This window comes from Paracoccus aestuariivivens, assembly GCF_009711225.1.
GTDB lineage: Bacteria > Pseudomonadota > Alphaproteobacteria > Rhodobacterales > Rhodobacteraceae > Paracoccus > Paracoccus aestuariivivens.
This window is the reverse complement of record NZ_WMIE01000005.1, coordinates 1-21,860: the sequence shown is the minus strand read 5'-3', so window position 1 is coordinate 21,860 and position 21,860 is coordinate 1. Positions and strand designations below refer to the sequence as shown.

Here is a 21,860-nt window from a genome sequence, read left to right as displayed (position 1 = left end):
GGAAATGACACTGGAACTGCAAGCCGTGTCCAGATTGGTCGAAGGCAGGGTCCATATCCAGCCGACCAGTCTGACATTGCAGAACGGCACGATGAACGTGCTGCTGGGGCCGACCCTGTCGGGCAAGACCAGCCTGATGCGGCTGATGGCGGGGTTAGACCAACCGACGACGGGCCGCATTCTGTGGCATGGCAAGGACGTGACCGGCCAGCGCGTACAGGACCGTGGTGTCGCGATGGTCTATCAGCAGTTCATCAATTATCCGGGCCTGACGGTTTACGAAAACATTGCTTCTCCGTTGCGGATACTGGGTCGTCCCAAGGCCGAAATCGACCGGAAAGTCCGCGAAACCGCCGAGATGCTGCGTCTGACCCCCATGCTGGTGCGCAAGCCGCTGGAACTGTCGGGCGGTCAGCAACAACGCTGCGCGCTTGCCCGCGCATTGGTCAAGGGCGCGGGTCTGGTGCTGCTGGACGAGCCATTGGCAAACCTCGACTACAAGCTGCGCGAGGAACTGCGCGTCGAGATCCCGCGCATCTTCGAGGCCTCAGGGGCGATCTTTGTCTATGCCACGACCGAGCCCGAGGAAGCGCTTTTGCTGGGCGGTAACACCGCGACCATGTGGGAGGGGCGGGTGACGCAATTCGGGCCGACTCCGCGCGTCTATCGCGATCCGGTCGATGCGACCACGGCGCGGGTTTTCAGCGATCCGCCGATGAACTTCACCCGCTGCGCGAAACAGGGCCAGATCCTGCGCTTCGGTGAAGGTGTCTCGGCTTCGACGCAAGGTAGCTTCGCAGTTGCGGACGGCGAATACATGGCCGGATTTCGCGCCAATCATCTGTCGCTGCACCGTGGCAGCGCCGATGCATTGGAGTTTCATTGCTCGGTCATCGCGACCGAGATCACGGGTGCGCAAAGTTTCCTGCATGTCAGCCACGGGACCGATCGCTGGGTCGGTTTGGTCGAAGGCGTGCAGGTTCTGGAACCGGATCAGGAAATCTCGCTCTGGCTCGATCCGCGTCACATCTATCTGTTCGACGGTGAGGGGCGGTTGGCCGCACCCGCCGCCTATGCGCAAGCCGCGTGAGGGGGAATCATGGCTCAGATCACGCTAGAAAATCTTGCCCATAGCTACAGCGCGAACCCGAAGTCCGAGGCGGATTACGCGCTAAAGGAAATGAACCATGTCTGGCAGGATGGCGGGGCCTATGCGCTGCTGGGCTCGTCAGGCTGCGGCAAGACCACGCTTCTGAACATCATTTCGGGCCTGCTGCGGCCCAGTCAGGGGCGCATCCTGTTCGGCGCGCAGGACGTGACCGAAGCGCCGACGACCCAGCGCAATATCGCGCAGGTCTTCCAGTTTCCGGTCGTCTACGACACGATGACGGTGCGCGACAATCTGGCCTTCCCGCTGCGCAACCGCGGCATGGATGCCGCCTATATCAAGTCCCGCGTCGACCAGATCGCCGCCATGATCGGGATGGAGGCCATGCTGGCCCGCAAGGCGCAGGGGCTAACCGCGGATGCCAAGCAGAAGATCAGCCTTGGCCGCGGCATGGTCCGCGAAGACGTCAATGCGATCCTGTTCGACGAGCCTTTGACCGTGATCGACCCGAATATGAAATGGGAGCTGCGCACCCAGTTGAAGCAGCTTCACCGCCAGTTTGGCCATACGATGATTTATGTGACCCATGATCAGACCGAGGCGCTGACCTTCGCCGACAAGGTTGTCGTCATGTATGACGGCCGCGTGGTGCAGATGGGCACGCCCGAAGAACTGTTCGAAACCCCCGCGCATACATTCGTCGGCTACTTCATCGGATCGCCGGGAATGAACTTCCTTGATGCGCGGATCGATGGCTCGAAAGCCGTGCTGACCAATGGCGAAACCGTGGATCTGGGCGCGCGTTACGGGGATTTGTCGGGACGGACTCAGATCGGCGTGCGACCCGAACATGCCGTGCTGACCGATCAGGGCGGGCTTCCCCTATCGATCCGCCGGATCGAGGATGTCGGTCGCCATCGCATCGTCCGCGCCGAACTGTCGGGCGCGGTCTTCAATATCATCTTGCCCGAGGGCGAAGGACTGCCGGCCGACACCCCCCGTGTTAGCTTTCTGCCCGGCAAGATCGGCGCTTATGCCGATGATTGGCGCGTCGCGCCACATGCGATGGAAAGGGCGGCGTGATGCAGAAAATACAAAACAACAAAGCGTGGTTGCTTGTCCTGCCGGTGCTGGTGCTGGTTGCCTTTTCGGCGGTGGTCCCGCTGATGACGGTGGTGAACTACGCCTTCAACGACACGTTCGGGAACAACCAGTTCTTCTGGGCGGGTCTCGAGTGGTTTGACGAGATGGTCCATTCGGACCGATTGCATGGCGCACTCGGGCGGCAAGTGCTGTTTTCGGCGATCATTCTGGCAATCGAGGTGCCCTTGGGCATTTTCGTCGCTCTGAACATGCCGAAGCAAAGTTTCTGGGCCAGCTTCTGCCTTGTCGTCATGGCCTTGCCTCTGCTGATCCCGTTCAACGTCGTGGGCACGATCTGGCAGATCTTTGGCCGCACCGATATCGGCCTGCTGGGGCATTCGCTGGCGGCGCTTGGCGTCGACTACAACTACACCAACGATCCTATTGATGCCTGGGCCACGGTCATCGTGATGGATGTCTGGCACTGGACCAGCCTTGTCGCGCTGCTCTGCTATGCCGGACTGCAATCCATCCCGCAGGCCTATTATCAGGCGGCCAAGATCGATCAGGCCAGCCGCTGGGCGGTCTTCCGCTATATCGAGCTGCCCAAGATGAAGGGCGTGCTGCTGATCGCGATCTTGTTGCGTTTCATGGACAGCTTCATGATCTATACCGAGCCCTTCGTTGTCACCGGCGGCGGTCCGGGCAATGCCACTACCTTCCTGTCGATCGATCTGGTCAAAATGGCCGTCGGTCAATTCGACCTTGGCCCTGCGGCGGCATTCTCGCTGATGTATTTCCTTGTCATCATGCTGGTCAGCTGGGTCTTCTACACGGTCATGACCAATCTCGACAAAGCGGAGGCAGGGCAATGAAACTGCGCGGCTCTGCCATCGTCATGGCGATCTATCTGCTGTTCCTGATGGTCCCGATCTACTGGCTTTTAAACATGAGCCTGAAGACCAATGCCGAGATCACCGGAACCTTCAGCCTATTTCCACACAACCTGACCTTCCGGAACTATCAGGTGATCCTGACGGACCCCAGCTGGTACATGGGTTACGTCAACTCGATCATCTATGTGGTGATGAATACGGTGATCTCGATCACGGTTGCGCTGCCGGCGGCCTATGCGTTCTCGCGCTTCAGCTTCATCGGAGACAAGCACCTGTTTTTCTGGCTGCTGACCAATCGCATGGCTCCTCCGGCAGTGTTTGCGCTGCCCTTCTTCCAGCTTTATTCGTCGATCGGGCTGTTCGACACGCATATCGCGGTAGCGTTGGCACATTGTCTGTTCAACGTTCCGCTGGCGGTCTGGATCCTCGAAGGCTTCATGCGCGGGGTCCCGAAAGAAATCGACGAGACTGCCTATATCGACGGCTATTCCTTTCCGCGCTTCTTTGTGAAGATCTTCATGCCCTTGATCGCAAGCGGCATCGGGGTCGCGGCGTTTTTCTGCTTCATGTTCTCGTGGGTCGAGTTGCTGTTGTCGCGCACGCTGACCTCGGTCAACGCGAAACCCATTGCCGCGACGATGACGCGTACGGTTTCTGCCTCCGGCATGGATTGGGGAGTTCTGGCCGCCGCTGGCATCCTGACCATCCTGCCGGGTGCCTTGGTCATCTGGTTCGTCCGTAATTACATCGCCAAGGGCTTTGCCCTGGGGAGGGTCTGATGTCCGATCTTGCCATTCCGTCCCATCGCCGGAGCAACTGGCGCACCATCAATGTGGCCGCAATCGGGATTATGGGAGCGGTCCTTGCTTTCCTGCTTTGGGCCACGCCGTCGAAAGACGGGGTCAAGGAATGGACCGCGCCGATGATCGAGGGCGGTTGGATGGCGTGGACCTTTCCGGTCGCGCTGTTTTTCTGGGTGATCGCAAGCCTTCTGGTCCTGTTCACCATCCTTGCCATTCGTTTTCCGGAAACCCCGCGGCTTGGCATCCTGCGGATCGAGACGACGCGGGGGGACCGGCTGTTCATCTCGCTGCTCGGCTCGGCTTTTATTTGTCTAGGCTGGCTGTTCTTCGCTGGCCCACCGATCTGGTGGGGGCTGGCTTTGGCCCTTGTCTATGCTGCGGCGGTGTTCCGCTGGGTGTGAAATACCGCGCCCGTCAAAAGGCGCGGAGGAATGGACGTCTCATAAGGGAGGAAAACATGAGACCGACAAGAACGACCACGGCCATGGCGCTTGCGCTGATGGTCATGGGGGCTCCGGCCTGGGCGGATATGGAGGCTGCCAAGAAGTTTCTCGATGCCGAAATCGGTGATCTGTCGTCGCTCACCCGTGCGGATCAGGAAGCCGAGATGCAGTGGTTCATCGACGCCGCGAAGCTGCTGGCGGGGATGGAGATCAAGGTCGTCTCGGAGACCATCACCACCCACGAATACGAGGCCAAGGTGCTGGCTCCGGCCTTTACCGCCATCACCGGCATCAAGATCACCCATGACCTGATTGGCGAAGGTGACGTCGTCGAGAAGCTGCAAACCCAGATGCAGACCGGCGAGAACATCTACGACGGCTATGTCAACGACTCGGACCTGATCGGTACCCATTGGCGCTATCAGCAGGCCCGCGACCTGACCAAGTGGATGGCCGAAGAGGGCAAGGACGTCACCAGCCCGACGCTGGATCTGAACGACTTCATCGGGCTGAAATTCACCACCGCGCCGGATGGCGATCTGTACCAGCTGCCCGACCAGCAATTCGCGAACCTTTACTGGTTCCGGTATGACTGGTTCAACGATCAGAAAACCAAGGACGATTTCAAAGCCAAATACGGCTATGACCTTGGCGTTCCGGTAAACTGGTCGGCCTATGAGGATATTGCGGAATTCTTCACCGGCCGCGACATGTCCTATATCGAGGGCGGTCCCAAGAAGGCTTGGGGCAACATGGACTACGGCAAGAAAGACCCCAGCCTCGGCTGGCGCTATACCGACGCATGGATGTCCATGGCCGGCATGGGCGACAAGGGCGAGCCGAACGGCCTTCCGGTCGATGAATGGGGCATCCGCGTCGATGAGAATTCGCGCCCTGTGGGTTCCTGCGTGGCGCGCGGCGGTGCGACGAACGATGCGGCTGCGGTCTATGCCGTGACCAAGGCGATCGACTGGCTGCAAAAATACACGCCGCCGGAAGCCCAAGGCATGACCTTCGGCGAGGCAGGTCCGGTTCCGGCGCGCGGCGATATCGCGCAGCAGATGTTCTGGTACACCGCCTTCACCGCCGACATGGTCAAGGAAGGGACCGCCGTGGTGAACGCCGACGGCACGCCGAAATGGCGCATGGCCCCCAGCCCGCATGGTGCTTATTGGTCGGAAGGGACCAAGATCGGTTATCAGGACGTGGGTTCGTGGACGCTGATGAAATCGACGCCCGTGGATCGCGCTCAGGCTGCATGGCTTTACGCGCAATTCGTCACCTCGAAGACCGTTGATGTGAAGAAATCCCATGTCGGGCTGACCTTCATCCGCGAGTCGACGATCCGCGACAAGTCCTTCACCGAACGCGCGCCGAAGCTTGGCGGTCTGGTCGAGTTCTATCGCTCGCCCGCCCGCGTGCAATGGTCGCCGACCGGCACCAACATCCCCGATTATCCGAAGCTCGCGCAGCTTTGGTGGCAGAATATCGGCGATGCCATGTCGGGCGCGAAAACCCCGCAAGAGGCTCTGGACGGGCTTTGCGCGGAACAGGAACGCGTGCTGGAACGGCTTGAGCGCGCTGGCGTCCAAGGCGACCTCGGTCCGAAAATGAACGAGGAAAAGGACCCGAAAGAATGGCTGGACGCGCCCGGCGCGCCGGTTGCCAAGCTGGAAAACGAGAAGCCCAAGGGCGAAACGGTTTCCTATGACGAGCTAATCAAGTCCTGGCAGTAAGGACTTTTCGGGGGCGGGGCCGTGTGCCTTGCCCCCATTTCATTTTTCGGCCGCGGATAAGTGATGACCCATATTCTTGCCATAGACCAGGGGACGACCTCGTCCCGCGCCATCCTGTTTGACGCCTCGTTGCAGGTGGTCGCCTCGGCGCAAGAGGAATTTCCGCAGCAGTTCCCTGCATCTGGCTGGGTCGAGCACGATCCTTCTGATCTGTGGGCGACGGTCGCGGCGACCGCGCGCGCTGCTGTCGAAAAGGCGGGGATCGGGGCCTCGCGGATCGCGGCAATCGGCATCACCAACCAGCGCGAGACGACCTTGCTTTGGGACCGCAAGACGGGACGTGCGCTGCACAATGCCATCGTCTGGCAGGACCGCCGCACCGCCGATATGTGCGAACGCCTGAAGACCGAGGGACATGAGGCGATGATCTCGGGCCGCACCGGCTTGTTGCTTGATCCCTATTTTTCGGGGACGAAACTGGCTTGGCTTCTGGACAATGTTGACGGCGCGCGAGCGAGGGCCGAGGCGGGCGAGTTGGCCTTTGGCACGGTCGATAGCTGGCTGATCTGGAACCTGACGGGGGGCAAGGTTCACGCGACCGACGCCACCAATGCGGCGCGGACGCTGCTGTTCAATATCGCCGAGAACCGTTGGGATGCGGATATCTGCAAGCTGCTGAACATACCGATGCAGCTTCTGCCCGAGGTGCGGGACTGCGCCGCCGATTATGGCATGACCCGCGCCGACCTGTTCGGGCATGAGATCCCGATCCTTGGCGTCGCGGGCGATCAGCAGGCGGCAACCGTGGGGCAGGCTTGTTTCCGACCGGGCATGATGAAATCGACTTATGGCACGGGTTGCTTTGCCTTGCTGAATACGGGCACAGAGATGGTGCCCTCGAAAAACCGCTTGCTGACGACAATCGCCTATCGGCTGAACGGGCAGACGACCTATGCGCTGGAGGGCTCGATCTTTATCGCGGGGGCGGTGGTGCAATGGCTGCGCGACGGGCTGAAGATCATCCGCACCGCTTCCGAAACGCAGCCCCTCGCGCAAAAGGCCGATCCCTCGCAAGATGTGGTGATGGTCCCGGCCTTCACTGGCCTTGGCGCCCCTTATTGGCGGCCCGATTGCCGGGGCGCGATCTTTGGCCTGACGCGGAACTCGGGTCCCGCCGAATTTGCACGCGCGGCGCTGGAAAGCGTCGGTTACCAGACCCGCGATCTTCTGGAGGCGATGCGTGCCGATTGGGGCTCGGCAGGGGATGCGGTGCTGCGCGTCGATGGCGGCATGGCGGCCAGCGACTGGTCGATGCAGTTCCTCTCGGACATTCTTGGCGCGCCGGTGGATCGGCCCAAGGTGACCGAGACGACGGCATTGGGGGCGGCCTATCTGGCGGGGCTTCAGGCCGGGCTTTGCCCGCCCCCCGATCAGATCGCCGGACAATGGGCGCTGGATCGCCGTTTCGAGCCGAAGATGGATGACAGCCTGCGCCAAGAGAAGTATGCCCGCTGGCGAAAGGCCGTTGCGGCCACGATGGAGGCTGCATGAATTCCTTTGGCTTTGCCCTGCCGGGCCGCGTGATCTTCGGTCGGGGCGAGGCGCAAAAGGCCCCCTCGCTGATCCGGTCCTTTGGCACGCGCGGGATCGTTGTGCATGGAGCGGATGGTCGCCGCGCGGCATGGCTGGTCGAGGCGCTTCGTGCCGAAGGCTCCGAGGTCCAGACCATCGCTTGCGCCTCGGAGCCGACGCTTGCCATGCTGGAGGCTGCGCTGGCACAGGCCAAGGAGTTCCGCGCCAATTGGGTCGCGGGCTTGGGCGGTGGTGCGGCGCTTGATCTTGGCAAGGCTCTGGCAGGGTTGATCCCTGCGCCGGGCGGGGCAATGGACCATCTCGAAGTCGTTGGAAAAGGCCTGCCGCTAGCTGTCGCGCCTTTGCCGTATATCGCTTTGCCGACGACCGCAGGCACCGGTGCCGAGGCCACCCGCAACGCTGTGATCGGCCTTCCCGAGCATGGCCGCAAGGTCTCGGTCCGCGATGAGCGGATGTTGCCGCGGATCGCGATTGTTGACCCGGCGTTGACCGATCATTGCCCACGTGCGGTCACCTTGGCCTCGGGGTTGGATGCATTGGCACAGGTGATCGAGCCTTACATATCGGCCAAGGCGACGCCCTTTACCGACGCGCTGGTGCGCCCCGTGATCGAGCCCGGTTTGCGGGCGCTGGTCCGGTTGATGCAGGCGGAAGATACTCGGGCGCGCGACTATCTTGCATGGACCAGCCTGTGCGGCGGCATTGCGTTGGCGAATGGCGGGCTGGGCGCGGTGCATGGTCTGGCCGGTGTGATCGGTGGTGTGACCCCTGCCGCGCATGGTGCGATCTGCGGCGCGCTGCTGGGGCCGGTATTGCAGATGAACCGTCGTCTGGTGGAGAATTCCGAGCGGATCGAGGAGGTTTGCTCGATTGTTTCCGGTGTGCTGGGCGGTCGGGTTGAAGATGCACCGGACACTTTGGCGAAATGGGCGCGGGGCAGCGGTCTGCTCGGTCTGCAGGCGCAGGGCCTGGATCCGGCGCAGCATGCTTCGGTGGCGGATGCATCGCTTGCCAGTTCGTCGATGAAGGGCAATCCGGTTTCGCCTTCGGTTTCCGAACTGGTGCATGTGCTGTCCGAGGCCAACTGATCCCGCTTGCTGGGTGCCCGGCTTGAACTGCCGATGCATGCTGGCGCGACGCGTGGATGGGATATTCGCGCCAATGCTCTGAAACCGGCATGCTCCGGTCGTTTTCCGACCTCGATCCGTCAGCAGTCGGGCACACAACTGCTGGCGGAAAATGAGGAAAAGCGATGTCGCATGCCCGTTTGACGGAAAGCAGAGCTTTGATCCGGACCAAGCCTGCGCTATCCGCTGGCGCAAACCTTCGGCGGATGAAAGCTGCGGGGGTTCAGGCGGATCAAGCGAAGGAGTGGCACAATGAGCGCGGATTTGATTGATGGCAAAGCATTTTCGTCCCGTGTGCGGGGGCTGGTTGCAGCCGGAGTTGCTGAACTGAGCCAGCAAGGAATCGTGCCGGGCCTTGCCGTGGTACTGGTTGGCGAAGACCCCGCCTCGGAGGTCTATGTGCGCAACAAGGGCATCCAAACGCGCGAAGCCGGAATGAATTCGTGGGAGCACAAACTGCCCGCCGAGGCATCTCAGGCCGCATTGATGTCATTGATCGCCGAATTGAACGCCGATCCGGCTGTACACGGAATTCTGGTGCAGCTGCCTTTGCCCAAACATATTGATGCCGAGGCGGTGATCAATGCAATCGACCCTGCAAAGGATGTGGACGGGTTTCATATTCTGAATGTCGGTCTGCTGGGAACCGGTCAAAAGGCGATGGTGCCCTGCACACCGCTCGGGTGTCTGATGATGCTGCGTGATCGGTTGGGCGATCTGTCGGGCCTGAACGCGGTTGTGGTCGGGCGCTCGAACATTGTTGGCAAGCCTATGGCTCAATTGCTGTTGGGCGAAAGCTGCACGGTGACGATCGCGCATAGCCGCACCAAGGATCTGCCCGCAGTTTGTCGCAGCGCCGATATTCTGGTCGCGGCGGTCGGGCGTCCGCGCATGATACCGGGAGACTGGATCAAAACGGGCGCGACGGTGATCGATGTCGGTATCAACCGGATCGAGGATGGCGGCCGGACCCGACTGGTCGGCGATGTCGATTTTGATAGTGCGGTCGAGGTCGCAGGCGCAATTACTCCGGTTCCGGGCGGGGTGGGGCCAATGACGATTGCCTGTTTGTTGGCGAACACGCTGACGGCATGTTGCCGCGCGAATGGCCTGCCCGAACCCGAAGGACTGACGGTCTGAGGGCATCAAGCCGGCCTTCCGCGCACCGATTGTCACGGAAGGCCGGTTTCGGAACAACAATAACAAACAAGTCGGGCAAAGCCCGTTTTTGACAGCAGTGGAGCACTTGATGAATAAGTACTGTTTGACCGTCACCTGCCCCTCGACGCGAGGGATTGTCGCGGCAATTTCGACCTACCTTGCGGGGAAAGGTTGCAACATTACTGACAGCTCACAATTCGACGACATCGAGACCGGACGATTCTTCATGCGTGTCAGCTTCGTTCCCGAAGCTGGTGTCGGAGTGGATGAACTGACCCAGGATCTGGAGGGCACTGCGAAGGCTTTCGACATGACCTATGCCTTCCATGACGAGACCGAGAAGATGAAGGTCGTGATCATGGTCAGCCGCTTTGGCCATTGCTTGAACGATTTGCTTTATCGCTGGCGGATCGGGGCCTTGCCGATCGACATCGTTGCGGTGATCTCGAACCATATGGATTATCAGAAGGTCGTCGTTAATCACGACATCCCCTATTACTGCATCCGCGTGACGAAAGAGAACAAGCCCCAAGCAGAAGCCCAGCTTCTGGCGATTGTCGAGGAATCCGGGGCTGAACTGATTGTCCTTGCGCGCTATATGCAGGTTCTGTCGGATGAACTATGCCGGAAAATGTCTGGCCGGATAATCAATATCCACCACTCCTTCCTGCCGTCCTTCAAGGGCGCCAACCCATACAAGCAGGCTTATGAGCGCGGCGTGAAGCTGATCGGGGCAACATCGCATTATGTCACCGCCGATCTGGACGAAGGGCCAATCATCGAACAGGATATCATTCGTGTGACCCATGCCCAGTCACCCGAGGATTATGTTAGCCTGGGACGCGACGTCGAATGCCAGGTACTGGCGCGCGCCATCCATGCTCATATTCACCGTCGGTCGTTCAAGAACGGCAACAAGACCGTCGTGTTTCCTGCATCTCCGGGAAGCTATGCCAGCGAGCGCATGGGATAAGGGATCAACGAGGTATCCTCAGATCACTTAATTGACGATGAACTCGGCGTGAAGCGCACCCGCCGCGTGGACCGCTTTCAGCACATCGATCATGTCGCGCGGCCGGATGCCCAAAGCGTTCAGTCCAGCGACGACATCCGACAATGACGTTTCGCCGGAAATTTCGGCGAAACCGATCCCGGGCTCTTGCGTAATGTCGGCCTGGCTGCGTGGAACGACGATCGTGTCACCAGGAGAGAACGGGTTCGGCTGGGAAACGACCGGCGCTTCTCGGACCCTTAAAGTGAGGTTGCCTTGGGATACCGCGACGCGATCGATCCTGACATCCTCGCCGATCACGATCGTCCCCGATTTATGGTCAATGACCACACGGGCTGCCGTTTCCGGTTCGACCAGAACGTTTTCGATCTGTCCGAGCAGGCGTGCGGGGTTAACGCGTCCCAAAACCGACGAGTCGATCAGGATGGTTCCTGAATCCTCCAAATTCGCGAGGCCGTCACCAAGTGCGCGATTGATCGCGGCCTCGACCCGCGCGCCGGTTGTGAAGTCGGGGTTGCGCAGGGCAAGGCGAATGTCCGTCATTTGCGAAAAATCGAACGCGACCTCTCGTTCTACCCTTGCACCCGAGGGAATATTTCCGGTTGTTGGTACGCCCTGAACAACCGATGCAGCTGCACCACTTGCCTCGGCCCCGCCTGCCAATACCGATCCTTGTGCGACGGCATAAATCTCTCCGTCGGCCGCGTTCAGCGGGGTCATGACCAAAGTTCCACCGAGAAGGCTTTTTGCGTCGCCAATCGCCGCCACGCTCACGTCGATTTGCGAACCGGATCTCGCGAATGGCGGCAGGGTTGCCGTTACGATCACCGCCGCCACGTTTTTGGGCCGGAACGCGTCGTCGGTCACGTTGACGCCCAGTCGCTCGAGTAATCCGGCCATGATCTCTTCGGTGAACGGAGAGTTCCGCAGACTGTCGCCCGATCCGCTTAGCCCGACGACCAGCCCGTAGCCGACCAGATCGTTCCCACGCACCCCCTCGACATTAGCAAGATCCTTTATGCGTACCGGTGCTGCCTGTGCCGCAGTTGTCAGTACAAGGAGGAATGCGACTAATAATGCGCGCATTATAGGTAATCCGTCAGGCTCAGTTTCGATAGCCGTGCCGTCACTGCGTAAAGTGTCTCCAGATTTGCCTCGATCTCGCTTAGTGCCGTCGCGGCCTCATAAGGATCGGATGCGATCAGGGTGTTGCGAGCGACCGACAAGGCCGATTTCTCGGCTTCGTTTGCTGTGGCGGCTTTCTCGGTAGCCTCCTGTTTGACGCCGATTGTGGTCTGGGCGTCGGTCAGCCGCATTTCACCTTCGACCAGCATCCGCCCCGCCGCGCGAGAGATTTCGCGCTGGGTTTCAAAGCTTAGACCCGGATTCTCAGCCAGATAGGCCATCGTGGCAAAGCCCTTGAGGATCGTTCGCAATTCGGCGGAATTGGCCGTGATTTCAGGCTTGATGTTTTTTCCGGGCGCGACAGGGATTCCGCTCGTGCCCACATCATTCCCCGTGAACGATTGGTCCGAAAAACCTCCGCCACTCGCAGGTGCATCAAAGAACGCGTCGATCCCGGCAAGTATTGTGGCGGGAGTGGTAGCGCCGCCGACTGCAGTCGAAATTTGTTGCACTATTTCGTCATATCCGACGAGCGCCGGTTGATCGGTCCTGCTGCCAGAAAAGACGAATCGTCCGCCCACAGACGTATTCAAAGCGGTTATCACCGTTTCAAGATCTGTGGGCGCCTTATTGAGATAGACATTGAGTGTTGCCGGAGACGAGACGAGCGCATCCGACATCAGCACCGTCCCCGTCTCGGTCGCGATCGAGTGGACCGTATCCAGAGATGTCTGCATCGCCTCAAGGACGCCCTTAGCTTCTGAAGCGTTGTTCGAGTAATTTTTCAGGACCGTTAGACGATTCTCGATCTGCGAAATGCGTCCCAGATCACCGCCCAAAGCCAGTGGAATATCAGACTTCAATCCAGTTGTCGCCTCTTGCGATATCGAGGCCAGTTTTGACTTCATCGCCGTTTGTGTGGTGCGCAACTGATACGAGCGTGCAAGATCACTTATCGAATTAAAGGTCATGTCAGCCTCAGAATTTCTGCCAGCATGTCACTGGCGGTCTGCAGAACCTTGGCGTTCGCAGCGTAGGCGCGCTCCAGTGTCAGCAAAGCCTGCATTTCGGTATCGGTATCGACGCCTTCACTAAGCAGTGCAGTCTTGAGACTTTCCGAATGGGTCAGGTCTTGGACCTGCGCGGCTTCGGTACGAATCCGGAATGAAGAAGCTTGCGACGCAAGTTCTGACGCAAGGCCCAGCATGGAAGCCGGGCTCGAGGTCAGGGCAGGTGAGGCGGGGTTGCGGTTCTCGGATTGCGCCTTCGTCATGGCCAGAAGCAATGTGCTGTCCCCGACCTCGCCCGGGCCAGTGGCGTTGCGACCGGTTCTGATACGCCACAGATCACCGCCTTTGTCAGGGTCGTAGGTATCTGCGACGGCCAACCTGTTTGCTAACCCCAATTCCACCGTCAGACCGGCTTGAGCGTCCGAGAACAGGCCGTGTTCACCTGCTGCAAGCGAGGGATCCAGCGCGGGATCGGAAAAGCGTTCATAGACTTCGCGTGCGAAGGCATCGATTTTCTGCTGGTATGCGGGCGCAAGCGTGTCGCGCAGTTCAAAATTCGCGGCCATCGAACCACCCGCCAAGATTCCCATCTCGTTTTTGCTGAGTGGTCGCCCATTAATTGTAATCGTGCCGAGGCTTCCGTGCTCGACGTTCATTTCCGGCGTGATCTGTCCGGCGGGTGTGAACTCCAGCCGTGCGGGCGAGGTGCCATCGAGTAACGTCCCGCCGCCTTTCGTGAAAATGGCGATCCTGCCATTTTCTCGGGCCACCTCGACGATTGGTACGATGCTCGAGATACTGTCCAAGGTGGTCTGGCGCGCATCGACCAATGAGGACGTGTCCTGTCCTTGTGAAGATAGTGTCGTGATCTGACGATTCAGCGCCGCCACCCGCTCGAGGGCTGTGTTCAGTTGATCGACATCTTTCGCAATCGAGCGATCGGCCGAGCTGCGCGCATCGCTGATGCTTTTGGCGATACCGGTGATTTTTTCTGTTAGTCCGGTGGCCGAATCCAGAACTTCTTGCAACCTGACGTCGCTGTCGGGTCTGGCCGAAGCCGAGACAATCGCCGCTTCAAACGCCGTCACGAAGCTGACCAGTGACGAGTTATCATTTGCTGTGCCGAAACTTGTTTCCATCGCGGCATGGAAATTTGCCACCGTGGTCGACCGCGAGGTGCTGGCTTGGGCAATCCGGCTGTCAGCCAGCAATCCCGCATTCACCGTACGACGGACGCCATCAATCTGAACACCACCGCCATTGCCTGAATAAAGCCGCGATGACAGATCAAGCTCTCGTCGGGCATATCCCGCAACGGATTTGTTCGAGACGTTCGTCGATACGATTTCCGTTCCCCGCGCTGTGGCGGTCAGGCCGGAAAGTGAGTTCGAGATTGCTGCTGACAGGCTCACGGTTTCAGTCCTTCTCCATGGAAAAATCCATTATCATCAGCGTTTGATGTTCGTGGTTTCCTGAAGCATCTCGTCGACGGTCTGGATGATCTTCGCGTTCGATGAATAGGCGCGCTGGGTCTGGATCAGATCGGTCAGTTCGGCCGCGACATCTGTCGTCGAGCTTTCGCGCGCGTAGCCAGAAATCGAGCCGGTCGGGCCATCACCCGCATTCCACAAGAAGAACGAGCCGGATTCGGGTGAGACCTGGTAGGTCTGGTTATCCAACGCGATCAGCCCGTTCGGATTCGGGACATCGACAAGCGGGATTTGGAACAACAGGCGGGTCATCCCGTTATCGTAGGTTCCGTGCAAAAATCCGTTTTCATCGACCTCGACTGCGGTCAGGATTCCAGCGGAGGTGCCGTTCTTCGTGATATTGGTCGGCGAGAAATCCGAACTGATCTGCGTCAGGCCGGTTGCTCCGCCCGGTGTGCCGATATTGATCGTGATGGGGCCATGACCGGCGGCGACCGTCAACTGGCCCGTGGTCGCATCATAGGCACCCCCAGTCAGCGTGGTCACCGAGGCCAGTGGCCCCCCGGGCGCGTCATCGAACCCGAGCGCATAGGAACCGATCAGGGATTCATCGTCAGGGGTCGCAGGATCGTCAACCGTCGCGGAATCGCGGATCTCCATCGTCCATGAGTTTGAGCGACCGGATCCGGCTGGATCAACCGTCGGCACAAAGCTCATGGTGAGTGAACGAGAGGCACCCAGATTGTCGAAATATTCGATCGAGGTCGAGGACGGGGTCACAGCGGTCCCGCCAACCGTCGCTTCGGCCGGCAAATTGAAGCCGACGCTGATTGCCGTGGTCGGTTCGGCATAGGTGTCATTGGCGTTCAGGACGATCGGGCGCAGCCCGCTGGTCGAGTCGCGCGGAACTGTCGGAATGGTGCCATCGCGATTTGCAGGCCACCCCATCAGGACAAGCCCCGAGGCCGTGCGCAACACTCCTTCGGCGTCGGTACGGAATGCGCCTGTGCGGGTCAGGGCAAGCGGTGCGCTGCCCGTGCCGAGATTGTTCAGGTCCGACATCGAAATCACCGGCAACATGCCGCGGCCAGAAATGGCAAGATCGAGCGGATTGCTGGTGCCAACCAGACTGCCGCGTTGATCTACGATCCGGCTGGACTGGGCCAGTACCCCGCCTGCCGTGTATTGGCCACCGCCACGAGAGTTCCCGATGACGACGCTTTCGAACTCAGTTGACACGCGCCGATAGCCATAGGTGCCAGAGTTGGCAATGTTGTCGGAGATACCGGCCAGTCTGGCCGAGTTGGCAGCAAGTCCGGACACACCGGCACTGAGGGCAGAAGAAATCGACATTCACGTCATCCTGTCTGAGTCGAACTGGGGTCAGTCTGTGTAATGGCCGGTAAAATTTGCTCTAACGGTCCAAGGATCGGTGGCACCTATCTAAGTAAAATCACTTCGATACGGTTGTTCTCAGGGTCCATCGGGTTGACCGATCTGTTGCGGCGATCAGCCAATGCGGTCACGCGCTGGATCCGTTTGGCATCAAGTCCAGCGCTTTCGGCAAGATTGCGCACGGCATGCGCGCGGGCATCGGACAGCGCCCATACCGGTGAATGGATCAGAAGCTCGGGGTAGGTGCGAACATGGCCCGAGATCGCGATCTGGTTTTTCACCCGACGCAGCACGCCAGCCAGAATTGTTGTCAATTCCTGCAATGCCGGTGTGGGTTGGGCGGTATCGTCTACGAACAATGGCTCGTCCATCAGATCGGTCAGTTCGATCACCAGCCCTTCATCGGTCATGCGGGTGACGACATGTTTGAGTAGGTTGACGCGTTGCATCGACTCGGCCCCGCTGCCGGTCAACTCGTTCATGACATGCTGGGCGACGGCTTCGAATTCGGCGTCACGCGCTTGCCCGCCCTTTGTGTCCAGCGAAGCACCAAGGCCTTTGCCAGAATTCGAATCCGAATCCTGCAGCTCACCTCCGAACGGGCCGTTTGCCCCGCCTTTGCTGGATTGGACGATGGTCGGGTTAAAATAGTCTGCCAGCCCCTGGCGCTGTTTCTCGGTGGTTGCATTCAACAGCCACATCAACAGGAAAAACGCCATCATCGCAGTGACGAAGTCGGCATAGGCGACTTTCCAGGCGCCGCCGTGATGCCCGCCACCCGAGGTGACCTGCACCCTTTTGATGATTACCGTGCTACCGCCATTCTTTGCACCCATGAGTCGCCCCTTTGTGCCCGTCTTCGTCGTTGTAGGAGCAGAAGCCCTAAGATCGGGTTAACCGATCAAATCCGAGGGAATTTGCCGTAATTACGGTGCGGTTTGCCTTGAACGCAGCGGGGCAGGGCATATGGTTGGGCGATGCAAACCGAAGGGACCTATGATCTGACCACCGGAGCGGGGCTTGTCGCTTGCCCTCGCTGCGATGCGTTGCATGTCGAACATGATCTGGAACCGGGCGAGACAGCGCGCTGCATACGCTGCAACGCGGTTCTGGCAAGTCCGCGCGCGGGGGCCTTCACCCGGATTATCGCGTTGTCTGTCACGTCGCTGGTGCTGATGGTCGGAGCGGTTTTCTTTCCGTTCCTCGAGATTTCGCGCATGGGATTTGGCAACGAGACCTCTCTTTTCGGCGTCGCCATGGCCTTTTCGCATGGCGCGCTGATGCCGCTGACCGTTGCATTGATGGCGACGATCATCGGTCTGCCGGTCTTGCGTGCGATCCTGCTGGTCTACACCTTGCTTCCATTATCGCGGCGACGGTCTCCGTTTTCCCACGCTGTCGGCGCCTTCCGCCTGTCCGAGACTTTGCGTCCCTGGTCCATGGCCGAGATTTTCGTCATCGGCACCGCCCTCGCGCTGGTCAAGGTCGGGGGGCTTGCCACAATCAGTCTGGGACCGGCTTTCTGGGCTTTCTGCGGGCTGATCGTGGTGAACGGGGCCAGCAATGTCTTTACCAGCGCCACCACGATCTGGGACGCGATTGAGGATGGCGGAGCGTCGACCGACGGTCGCGAGCTTAGCCGGAATGCCGCCCCATGAGCCATCCCGAGGAAACGGATCACGCCGCCCCGATCATGACGGCCCATCGTGCTGGCTTGATCGGTTGCCGCAGTTGCGGAAGGGTCTGGCCCGAAAGCGAGATTGATTGTCAGCGCTGCGGCGCAACGCTTGTTGCCCCTGATCGACGGTCACTGAATGCGGTCTGGGCTTGGCTTCTCGCGGGGTTCATCTTCTATATACCCGCAAACATGTTCCCGATGCTGCGCACCACGACTTTGGGCGGGATCGCAGGAAAAACCGAATCCACCATTCTTGGCGGCGTGCTCGAGCTTTTGCATTACGGCAACTGGTTCGTCGGCGGGGTAGTGTTTTTCGCCTCGATCATCGTGCCCATCGGTAAGTTCATCGCGATCGCATGGCTTGCGCGGGTCGCGGGCCGTCCGGCTACCGCGCATGACGCGCATTGGCGATTGGGCCTTTATGAGGTCGTCGAGTTTATCGGTCGCTGGTCAATGATCGACGTTTTCGTCGTGGCGATCCTTTCTGCGCTGGTGCAGTTGGGCTTCGTTGCCTCGATTCATCCCGGCCCGGCAGCGGTTTGCTTCGCGCTGTCGGTTGCTTTCACAATGCTTTCTGCGCAAAGCTTCGATCCAAGGTTGATCTGGCGAGGGCTGCCGTTGCGAAGCCGCAAGGACTGAACTGAAATATGACCGACACTCCTCCGCTTGGCGGCGCAGATGCTGCCATGAAGCCCGCTGAACCCGTACGCAAGACAACGGCCCGGGCTGCGCGGGCGGGATCGTCGCTGATCTGGCTGGTGCCGATCATCGCGTTGATCGTGACGCTTGGCGTGGGCTGGAATGCGATTGCAAGCCGGGGCACCCTGATTTCGGTGAACTTCAAGGACGCGACCGGCATCACGCCGGGCGAAACCGCGCTGAAATTCCGCGAAATAACAGTTGGTAAAGTGGAATCTGTCCGCTTCACCGAGGATCTCCAGCAGGTCCGCGTGAATATCAGGGTCGACAAGGATCTTGCGGGTTTTATCGATCAGGATGCGCAATTCTGGATCGTGCGGCCTCAGGTTTCGGCGCAGGGGATCTCGCGGTTGGATACGGTGCTGACCGGCGCGTTCATCGAGGGCTATTGGGACGACAAGGCCGACGAAAGAACGACCGAGTTTCAGGGTCTTGAAAAGCCGCCTTTGACCAGCCCCGGTGAAAGCGGAACATTGATCACATTGCACGCCGAACGCTCACGCGGCATGACCGAGGGTGCGCCGGTCATGTTCAGAGGCATTCAGGTCGGGCAGATGCAAAACCTGCGGCTGGCCGAGAATGACGAGGGCGTACTGGCCGATGTGTTCATTGCCGCGCCGCATGATAAGCGTCTGACAACGAACACTGTTTTCTGGGATACGTCGGGCTTCTCGATCAGCTTTGGTGCGCAGGGATTGGCACTGAACGTAAATTCGCTGGCAACGGTGCTGCAGGGTGGGGCCGAATTCGCGACCGTCACCTCGGGCGGCCAGCCGGTCGAAAGCGGGCATTTGTTCGACCTGCAACCCGATGAGGATTCCGCCCGCGCGAACCTGTTTGCCGATGTCTCGAACGCGCTTCGTCTGACCATGTTGGTGGACGATTCCGTCAAGGGGCTCGCGACCGGTGCGAACGTCCAATACATGGGCGTGACCGTGGGGCGCGTCAGCAATATCGCCGCGCGGGTGGTGCAGGATCCGGACGGAACCGACCGTGTCGAGCAAGAGGTGACTTTGGTCGTCACGCCCGAGCGTTTGGGTCTGACCGGCGATACCACGCCCGAACGCGCGACCGAGTTTGTGGCCGATCAGGTCAGTCGGGGCCTGCGCGCCCGTATCGCGAGCGCAGGCTTTTTCGGGACATCGCTTGAGATCGAATTGGTCAGCCTGCCCGATAGCGCGCCTGCCGCGCTTGACGTAGCGGCGCAGCCCTATCCGGTCATTCCATCCGTGGCGGGCGAGGTATCGGATTTCTCGGAAACAGCGCAGGGCTTCCTGTCGCGTGTCGGCAACCTGCCGATCGAGGAGGCTCTGAAGTCCGTCACCGATATGTTGAACTCGATCACCGCCATCGCCACCAGCGAGGATACCCGCGCCATCCCGGCGGCTTTGCGCGGTACATTGGAGGACGCCAAGGCGACCAGTGGCGAGGTGCGCCAGATCGCGACCGATCTGCGTGAATCCGGCGCTGCCGGTCAGATTGCGAAAATGGTCGAAGAGGCGGCCGCCGCTGCCGAAGCCGTCAAGCTGGCCGCGGCCGATGTGCCCGCCATGGTCGATGAAATCAACAAGGCGGCGGCGCAGGTCGGTGAGGTCGATTTTGCCGCGATCTCGACCGAAGCCGAAGGCATCATCCGCGATGTCCGCGCGATGATCGGCTCGGAGGATGCCTCGCAATTGCCGAAGAACCTGTCAGATACGCTTCAAGCCGCTTCGGGACTGCTCACGGATCTGCGTGACGGGAACGCCGCAGGCAGCCTGAACGAAGCGCTGGCCTCGGCCAAGGTCGCTGCGGACAGCGTTTCAAGCTCGGTCGAACGGCTGCCGCAGCTTTCCACACGGCTGGAATCCTTGGCGGCGCGGGCGGAAAGCGTGATTGCGGCCTATGGCGACCGCTCGGCCTTCAACAATGAATCGATCAATCTGATGCGCGAAATGCGCCGCGCGGCCAATGCTTTCGGAAGCCTTGCCCGCACCATCGAACGCAATCCGCAAGCCTTCATTCTGGGACGATAAGATGCGCCAACTCATGATCGCCTCGATTTTTCTGGCCGCGTTGGCGGGCTGTTCGAATGGCGAAAAGACTGCCCGGTTCCTGATCGACCCGCCCACCACCGGCGAGAGGTTGCCGAACCGCTTGGGCACGACCGAGCTGAAGGATGTCTCGTTGCCCGACTATGCCTCGGCGGGAGAGGTCAGTTGGCAAAGCACCGACGGCGCGGTTCGTTCGAACACCAAGCAATTATGGGCCGATAATCCGCAGCGCGCATTCACGCAGACATTGGCGCGGGCGATCTCGGATCTTTCGGGTGCGACGGTCATCGCAGAGCCATGGCCCTTGGCCGAGCCGCCGCGTCGCACGCTCGAGGTCCGCGTCGAAAAGGCCTTGGCGCAGGCGGACGGGACGTACCGCCTGACTGGTCGCTATTTCGTCGGCGATTCCGGCGCGGGTGGCGCCAATCAGGCGCGCAGTTTCGACATTGTGGTGCCAATGGGGACCGAGGCGGGCAAGGCCACTCCGGCAACGGTCGCGCGTACGCAGTCGCTGGCGATAGCGCAGCTTGCGCGCCAGATTGCGGTTCTGGGTGGGCCGGGCAATTCGATCCGGACCTCATCGCCGCCGCCTTCGTCGATGGATGATATTTTCTCGCAGCCGTTGCCACCGATCGGGGACAGCTAAATCCTAGCTGTCTTCGGGATCGAACTGGCCGAAACGTCCGGCGGCAAAGACCAGCGGGTGATCGCCCGGACCGGCGACGGTGACACGCAGAACGCGCCCGATCACCACGCTATGGTCGCCCGCATCGTGGACCGCATGGGTTTCGCAATCAAAGCGCGCCGCAGCACCCGGAATGACCGGAACATTGTGATCGTTCATGCTGTGGTCCAGCCCGTCGAACTGGGCTCCGCCACGGGTGAATCGCAGGCAGGTTTCGAGTTGCTCGGCGCCCAGAACGTGAACGGACCAATGGCTGGCTGTGACAAATCCCGCATGGCGGCTCGATGCTTTGGCCGGACACCACAGCACCAATGGCGGCTCAAGCGATACGCTGCTGAAGCTATTCACCGTCATGCCCATTGGCCCCCGACTGCCGAGCGTCGTGACGACCGTCACGCCGGTCGCAAAACGACCAAGTGCTTCGCGCAGCAGTCTTGCCTCGGCGGTAGCGGGATGGAAGGTGATCTCGTCAGCGAGCCGGTCGCGGGTCGCGGGTGGAATGCGGCGCATACGCGAGCCCTGTCATTTGCGGTCGGCCTTATTCTTAGCCGGGAGCCCGGGCAGCATCAAGTTCGACCGGGCATACCTGTCTATGGTTGCGGCCAGAGGTGTTCCGGGAATTTGGACCGGTTTGTCGCTCGGCTCAGCTTCAGCATGGGGTTCATGTCAGGCGGCGGCTTTCAGGTTCTGGTCGGAGGTATCATAAGCCTCGGCCGGGGTCAGCAACCCGTGTGATGAGTGCGGGCGTTTTTCGTTGTAATCGCTGATCCAGGCACCGATCCCCTTGCGGGCCTCCGAGCCGGCCTCGAAGGCGTTCAGGTAGACGCATTCGTATTTGAGCGA

At 60.3% G+C, this 21,860-nt stretch carries 21 protein-coding genes; 14 read left to right on the top strand and 7 right to left on the bottom strand.

The window, feature by feature from the left end; all coding sequences use genetic code 11:
- The first annotated feature begins 4 nt into the window (after positions 1-4).
- From GL286_RS10335 to purU, 10 genes are all read left to right on the top strand, one after another.
- Positions 5-1,090 carry an ABC transporter ATP-binding protein gene (locus GL286_RS10335; protein WP_155095492.1) on the top strand — a complete coding sequence of 362 codons (1,086 nt, stop codon included), beginning with the start codon at positions 5-7 and terminating at the stop codon, positions 1,088-1,090.
- A 9-nt stretch (positions 1,091-1,099) separates the two neighbouring features.
- Positions 1,100-2,191 carry an ABC transporter ATP-binding protein gene (locus GL286_RS10330; RefSeq protein ID WP_155095491.1) on the top strand — a complete coding sequence of 364 codons (1,092 nt, stop codon included), beginning with the start codon at positions 1,100-1,102 and terminating at the stop codon, positions 2,189-2,191.
- A complete protein-coding gene (locus GL286_RS10325; RefSeq protein WP_155095490.1) occupies positions 2,191-3,066 on the top strand; it encodes a carbohydrate ABC transporter permease in 876 nt (291 codons plus the stop codon). Before GL286_RS10330 ends, GL286_RS10325 begins: the two co-directional genes overlap by 1 nt.
- Entirely contained in the window at positions 3,063-3,866 is an 804-nt protein-coding gene (locus GL286_RS10320; RefSeq protein ID WP_155095489.1) for a carbohydrate ABC transporter permease, read from the top strand. Before GL286_RS10325 ends, GL286_RS10320 begins: the two co-directional genes overlap by 4 nt.
- Complete coding sequence (locus GL286_RS10315; protein ID WP_246184913.1) at positions 3,866-4,291, top strand: DUF2160 domain-containing protein; 426 nt, start codon at positions 3,866-3,868, stop codon at positions 4,289-4,291. The genes GL286_RS10320 and GL286_RS10315 overlap by 1 nt, the downstream gene beginning before the upstream one ends.
- 56 nt (positions 4,292-4,347) lie before the next feature.
- On the top strand, positions 4,348-6,069 hold the full coding sequence (locus GL286_RS10310) for an ABC transporter substrate-binding protein (RefSeq protein WP_155095488.1): 1,722 nt from the start codon (positions 4,348-4,350) through the stop codon (positions 6,067-6,069).
- Positions 6,070-6,132: 63 nt separating this feature from the next.
- The gene (gene glpK, locus GL286_RS10305) at positions 6,133-7,620 is read left to right on the top strand and encodes a glycerol kinase GlpK (protein ID WP_155095487.1); all 1,488 of its coding nucleotides are present in this window, start codon (positions 6,133-6,135) and stop codon (positions 7,618-7,620) included.
- On the top strand, positions 7,617-8,750 hold the full coding sequence (locus tag GL286_RS10300) for an iron-containing alcohol dehydrogenase (protein WP_155095486.1): 1,134 nt from the start codon (positions 7,617-7,619) through the stop codon (positions 8,748-8,750). The genes glpK and GL286_RS10300 overlap by 4 nt, the downstream gene beginning before the upstream one ends.
- Positions 8,751-9,041: 291 nt before the next feature.
- A complete protein-coding gene (gene folD, locus GL286_RS10295; protein WP_155095485.1) occupies positions 9,042-9,929 on the top strand; it encodes a bifunctional methylenetetrahydrofolate dehydrogenase/methenyltetrahydrofolate cyclohydrolase FolD in 888 nt (295 codons plus the stop codon).
- Positions 9,930-10,038: 109 nt separating this feature from the next.
- Positions 10,039-10,923, top strand: a complete 885-nt coding sequence (gene purU / locus GL286_RS10290) for a formyltetrahydrofolate deformylase (RefSeq protein ID WP_155095484.1) — start codon at positions 10,039-10,041, stop codon at positions 10,921-10,923.
- A 27-nt stretch (positions 10,924-10,950) separates the two neighbouring features.
- Here purU and GL286_RS10285 read toward each other — a convergent pair whose 3' ends face one another.
- From GL286_RS10285 to GL286_RS10265, 5 genes are all read right to left on the bottom strand, one after another.
- Entirely contained in the window at positions 10,951-12,048 is a 1,098-nt protein-coding gene (locus GL286_RS10285) for a flagellar basal body P-ring protein FlgI (RefSeq protein WP_155095483.1), read from the bottom strand.
- Positions 12,048-13,058 carry a flagellin N-terminal helical domain-containing protein gene (locus tag GL286_RS10280; protein ID WP_155095482.1) on the bottom strand — a complete coding sequence of 337 codons (1,011 nt, stop codon included), beginning with the start codon at positions 13,056-13,058 and terminating at the stop codon, positions 12,048-12,050. The genes GL286_RS10285 and GL286_RS10280 overlap by 1 nt, the downstream gene beginning before the upstream one ends.
- Entirely contained in the window at positions 13,055-14,509 is a 1,455-nt protein-coding gene (gene flgK / locus GL286_RS10275) for a flagellar hook-associated protein FlgK (protein WP_170295137.1), read from the bottom strand. Before flgK ends, GL286_RS10280 begins: the two co-directional genes overlap by 4 nt.
- Positions 14,510-14,545: 36 nt before the next feature.
- The gene (locus tag GL286_RS10270) at positions 14,546-15,880 is read right to left on the bottom strand and encodes a flagellar hook protein FlgE (RefSeq protein WP_155095481.1); all 1,335 of its coding nucleotides are present in this window, start codon (positions 15,878-15,880) and stop codon (positions 14,546-14,548) included.
- Positions 15,881-15,966: 86 nt separating this feature from the next.
- Positions 15,967-16,758 carry a flagellar motor protein MotB gene (locus GL286_RS10265; protein ID WP_155095480.1) on the bottom strand — a complete coding sequence of 264 codons (792 nt, stop codon included), beginning with the start codon at positions 16,756-16,758 and terminating at the stop codon, positions 15,967-15,969.
- 141 nt (positions 16,759-16,899) lie between these two features.
- Here GL286_RS10265 and GL286_RS10260 point away from each other — a divergent pair, with 141 nt between their 5' ends.
- Genes GL286_RS10260 through GL286_RS10245 form a run of 4 tightly spaced genes read left to right on the top strand, consistent with a single transcriptional unit; the run spans position 16,900 to position 20,978 of the window.
- Complete coding sequence (locus GL286_RS10260) at positions 16,900-17,580, top strand: paraquat-inducible protein A (protein WP_155095479.1); 681 nt, start codon at positions 16,900-16,902, stop codon at positions 17,578-17,580.
- Positions 17,577-18,239 carry a paraquat-inducible protein A gene (locus GL286_RS10255; protein ID WP_155095478.1) on the top strand — a complete coding sequence of 221 codons (663 nt, stop codon included), beginning with the start codon at positions 17,577-17,579 and terminating at the stop codon, positions 18,237-18,239. The genes GL286_RS10260 and GL286_RS10255 overlap by 4 nt, the downstream gene beginning before the upstream one ends.
- Before the next feature lie 8 nt (positions 18,240-18,247).
- Complete coding sequence (locus GL286_RS10250) at positions 18,248-20,314, top strand: PqiB family protein (protein WP_155095477.1); 2,067 nt, start codon at positions 18,248-18,250, stop codon at positions 20,312-20,314.
- Between the two features lies 1 nt (position 20,315).
- On the top strand, positions 20,316-20,978 hold the full coding sequence (locus tag GL286_RS10245; RefSeq protein WP_155095476.1) for a PqiC family protein: 663 nt from the start codon (positions 20,316-20,318) through the stop codon (positions 20,976-20,978).
- Positions 20,979-20,981: 3 nt separating this feature from the next.
- On the opposite strand, the gene ferA is transcribed toward GL286_RS10245, so the two are convergent.
- Together ferA and GL286_RS10235 are read right to left on the bottom strand one after the other, a co-directional pair.
- Positions 20,982-21,527 (bottom strand): flavin reductase FerA, encoded by a 546-nt coding sequence (gene ferA / locus GL286_RS10240; protein ID WP_155095475.1) that lies wholly within the window; start codon positions 21,525-21,527, stop codon positions 20,982-20,984.
- A gap of 156 nt (positions 21,528-21,683) precedes the next feature.
- On the bottom strand, positions 21,684-21,860 hold a 177-nt coding region (locus GL286_RS10235), incomplete at its 5' end, for an integrase core domain-containing protein (RefSeq protein ID WP_155095474.1).

Coding starts and splice junctions, on each gene's coding strand:
- GL286_RS10265 (WP_155095480.1), bottom strand. CDS start 16,758: ATGGGTGCAAAGAATGGCGGTAGCACGGTAATCATCAAAAGGGTGCAG.
- GL286_RS10245 (WP_155095476.1), top strand. CDS start 20,316: ATGCGCCAACTCATGATCGCCTCGATTTTTCTGGCCGCGTTGGCGGGC.
- GL286_RS10320 (WP_155095489.1), top strand. CDS start 3,063: ATGAAACTGCGCGGCTCTGCCATCGTCATGGCGATCTATCTGCTGTTC.
- GL286_RS10270 (WP_155095481.1), bottom strand. CDS start 15,880: ATGTCGATTTCTTCTGCCCTCAGTGCCGGTGTGTCCGGACTTGCTGCC.
- purU (WP_155095484.1), top strand. CDS start 10,039: ATGAATAAGTACTGTTTGACCGTCACCTGCCCCTCGACGCGAGGGATT.
- GL286_RS10325 (WP_155095490.1), top strand. CDS start 2,191: ATGCAGAAAATACAAAACAACAAAGCGTGGTTGCTTGTCCTGCCGGTG.
- GL286_RS10255 (WP_155095478.1), top strand. CDS start 17,577: ATGAGCCATCCCGAGGAAACGGATCACGCCGCCCCGATCATGACGGCC.
- ferA (WP_155095475.1), bottom strand. CDS start 21,527: ATGCGCCGCATTCCACCCGCGACCCGCGACCGGCTCGCTGACGAGATC.
- GL286_RS10280 (WP_155095482.1), bottom strand. CDS start 13,058: ATGACCTTTAATTCGATAAGTGATCTTGCACGCTCGTATCAGTTGCGC.
- GL286_RS10335 (WP_155095492.1), top strand. CDS start 5: ATGACACTGGAACTGCAAGCCGTGTCCAGATTGGTCGAAGGCAGGGTC.
- GL286_RS10260 (WP_155095479.1), top strand. CDS start 16,900: ATGCAAACCGAAGGGACCTATGATCTGACCACCGGAGCGGGGCTTGTC.
- GL286_RS10300 (WP_155095486.1), top strand. CDS start 7,617: ATGAATTCCTTTGGCTTTGCCCTGCCGGGCCGCGTGATCTTCGGTCGG.
- folD (WP_155095485.1), top strand. CDS start 9,042: ATGAGCGCGGATTTGATTGATGGCAAAGCATTTTCGTCCCGTGTGCGG.
- GL286_RS10310 (WP_155095488.1), top strand. CDS start 4,348: ATGAGACCGACAAGAACGACCACGGCCATGGCGCTTGCGCTGATGGTC.
- GL286_RS10285 (WP_155095483.1), bottom strand. CDS start 12,048: ATGCGCGCATTATTAGTCGCATTCCTCCTTGTACTGACAACTGCGGCA.
- GL286_RS10330 (WP_155095491.1), top strand. CDS start 1,100: ATGGCTCAGATCACGCTAGAAAATCTTGCCCATAGCTACAGCGCGAAC.
- GL286_RS10315 (WP_246184913.1), top strand. CDS start 3,866: ATGTCCGATCTTGCCATTCCGTCCCATCGCCGGAGCAACTGGCGCACC.
- glpK (WP_155095487.1), top strand. CDS start 6,133: ATGACCCATATTCTTGCCATAGACCAGGGGACGACCTCGTCCCGCGCC.
- GL286_RS10250 (WP_155095477.1), top strand. CDS start 18,248: ATGACCGACACTCCTCCGCTTGGCGGCGCAGATGCTGCCATGAAGCCC.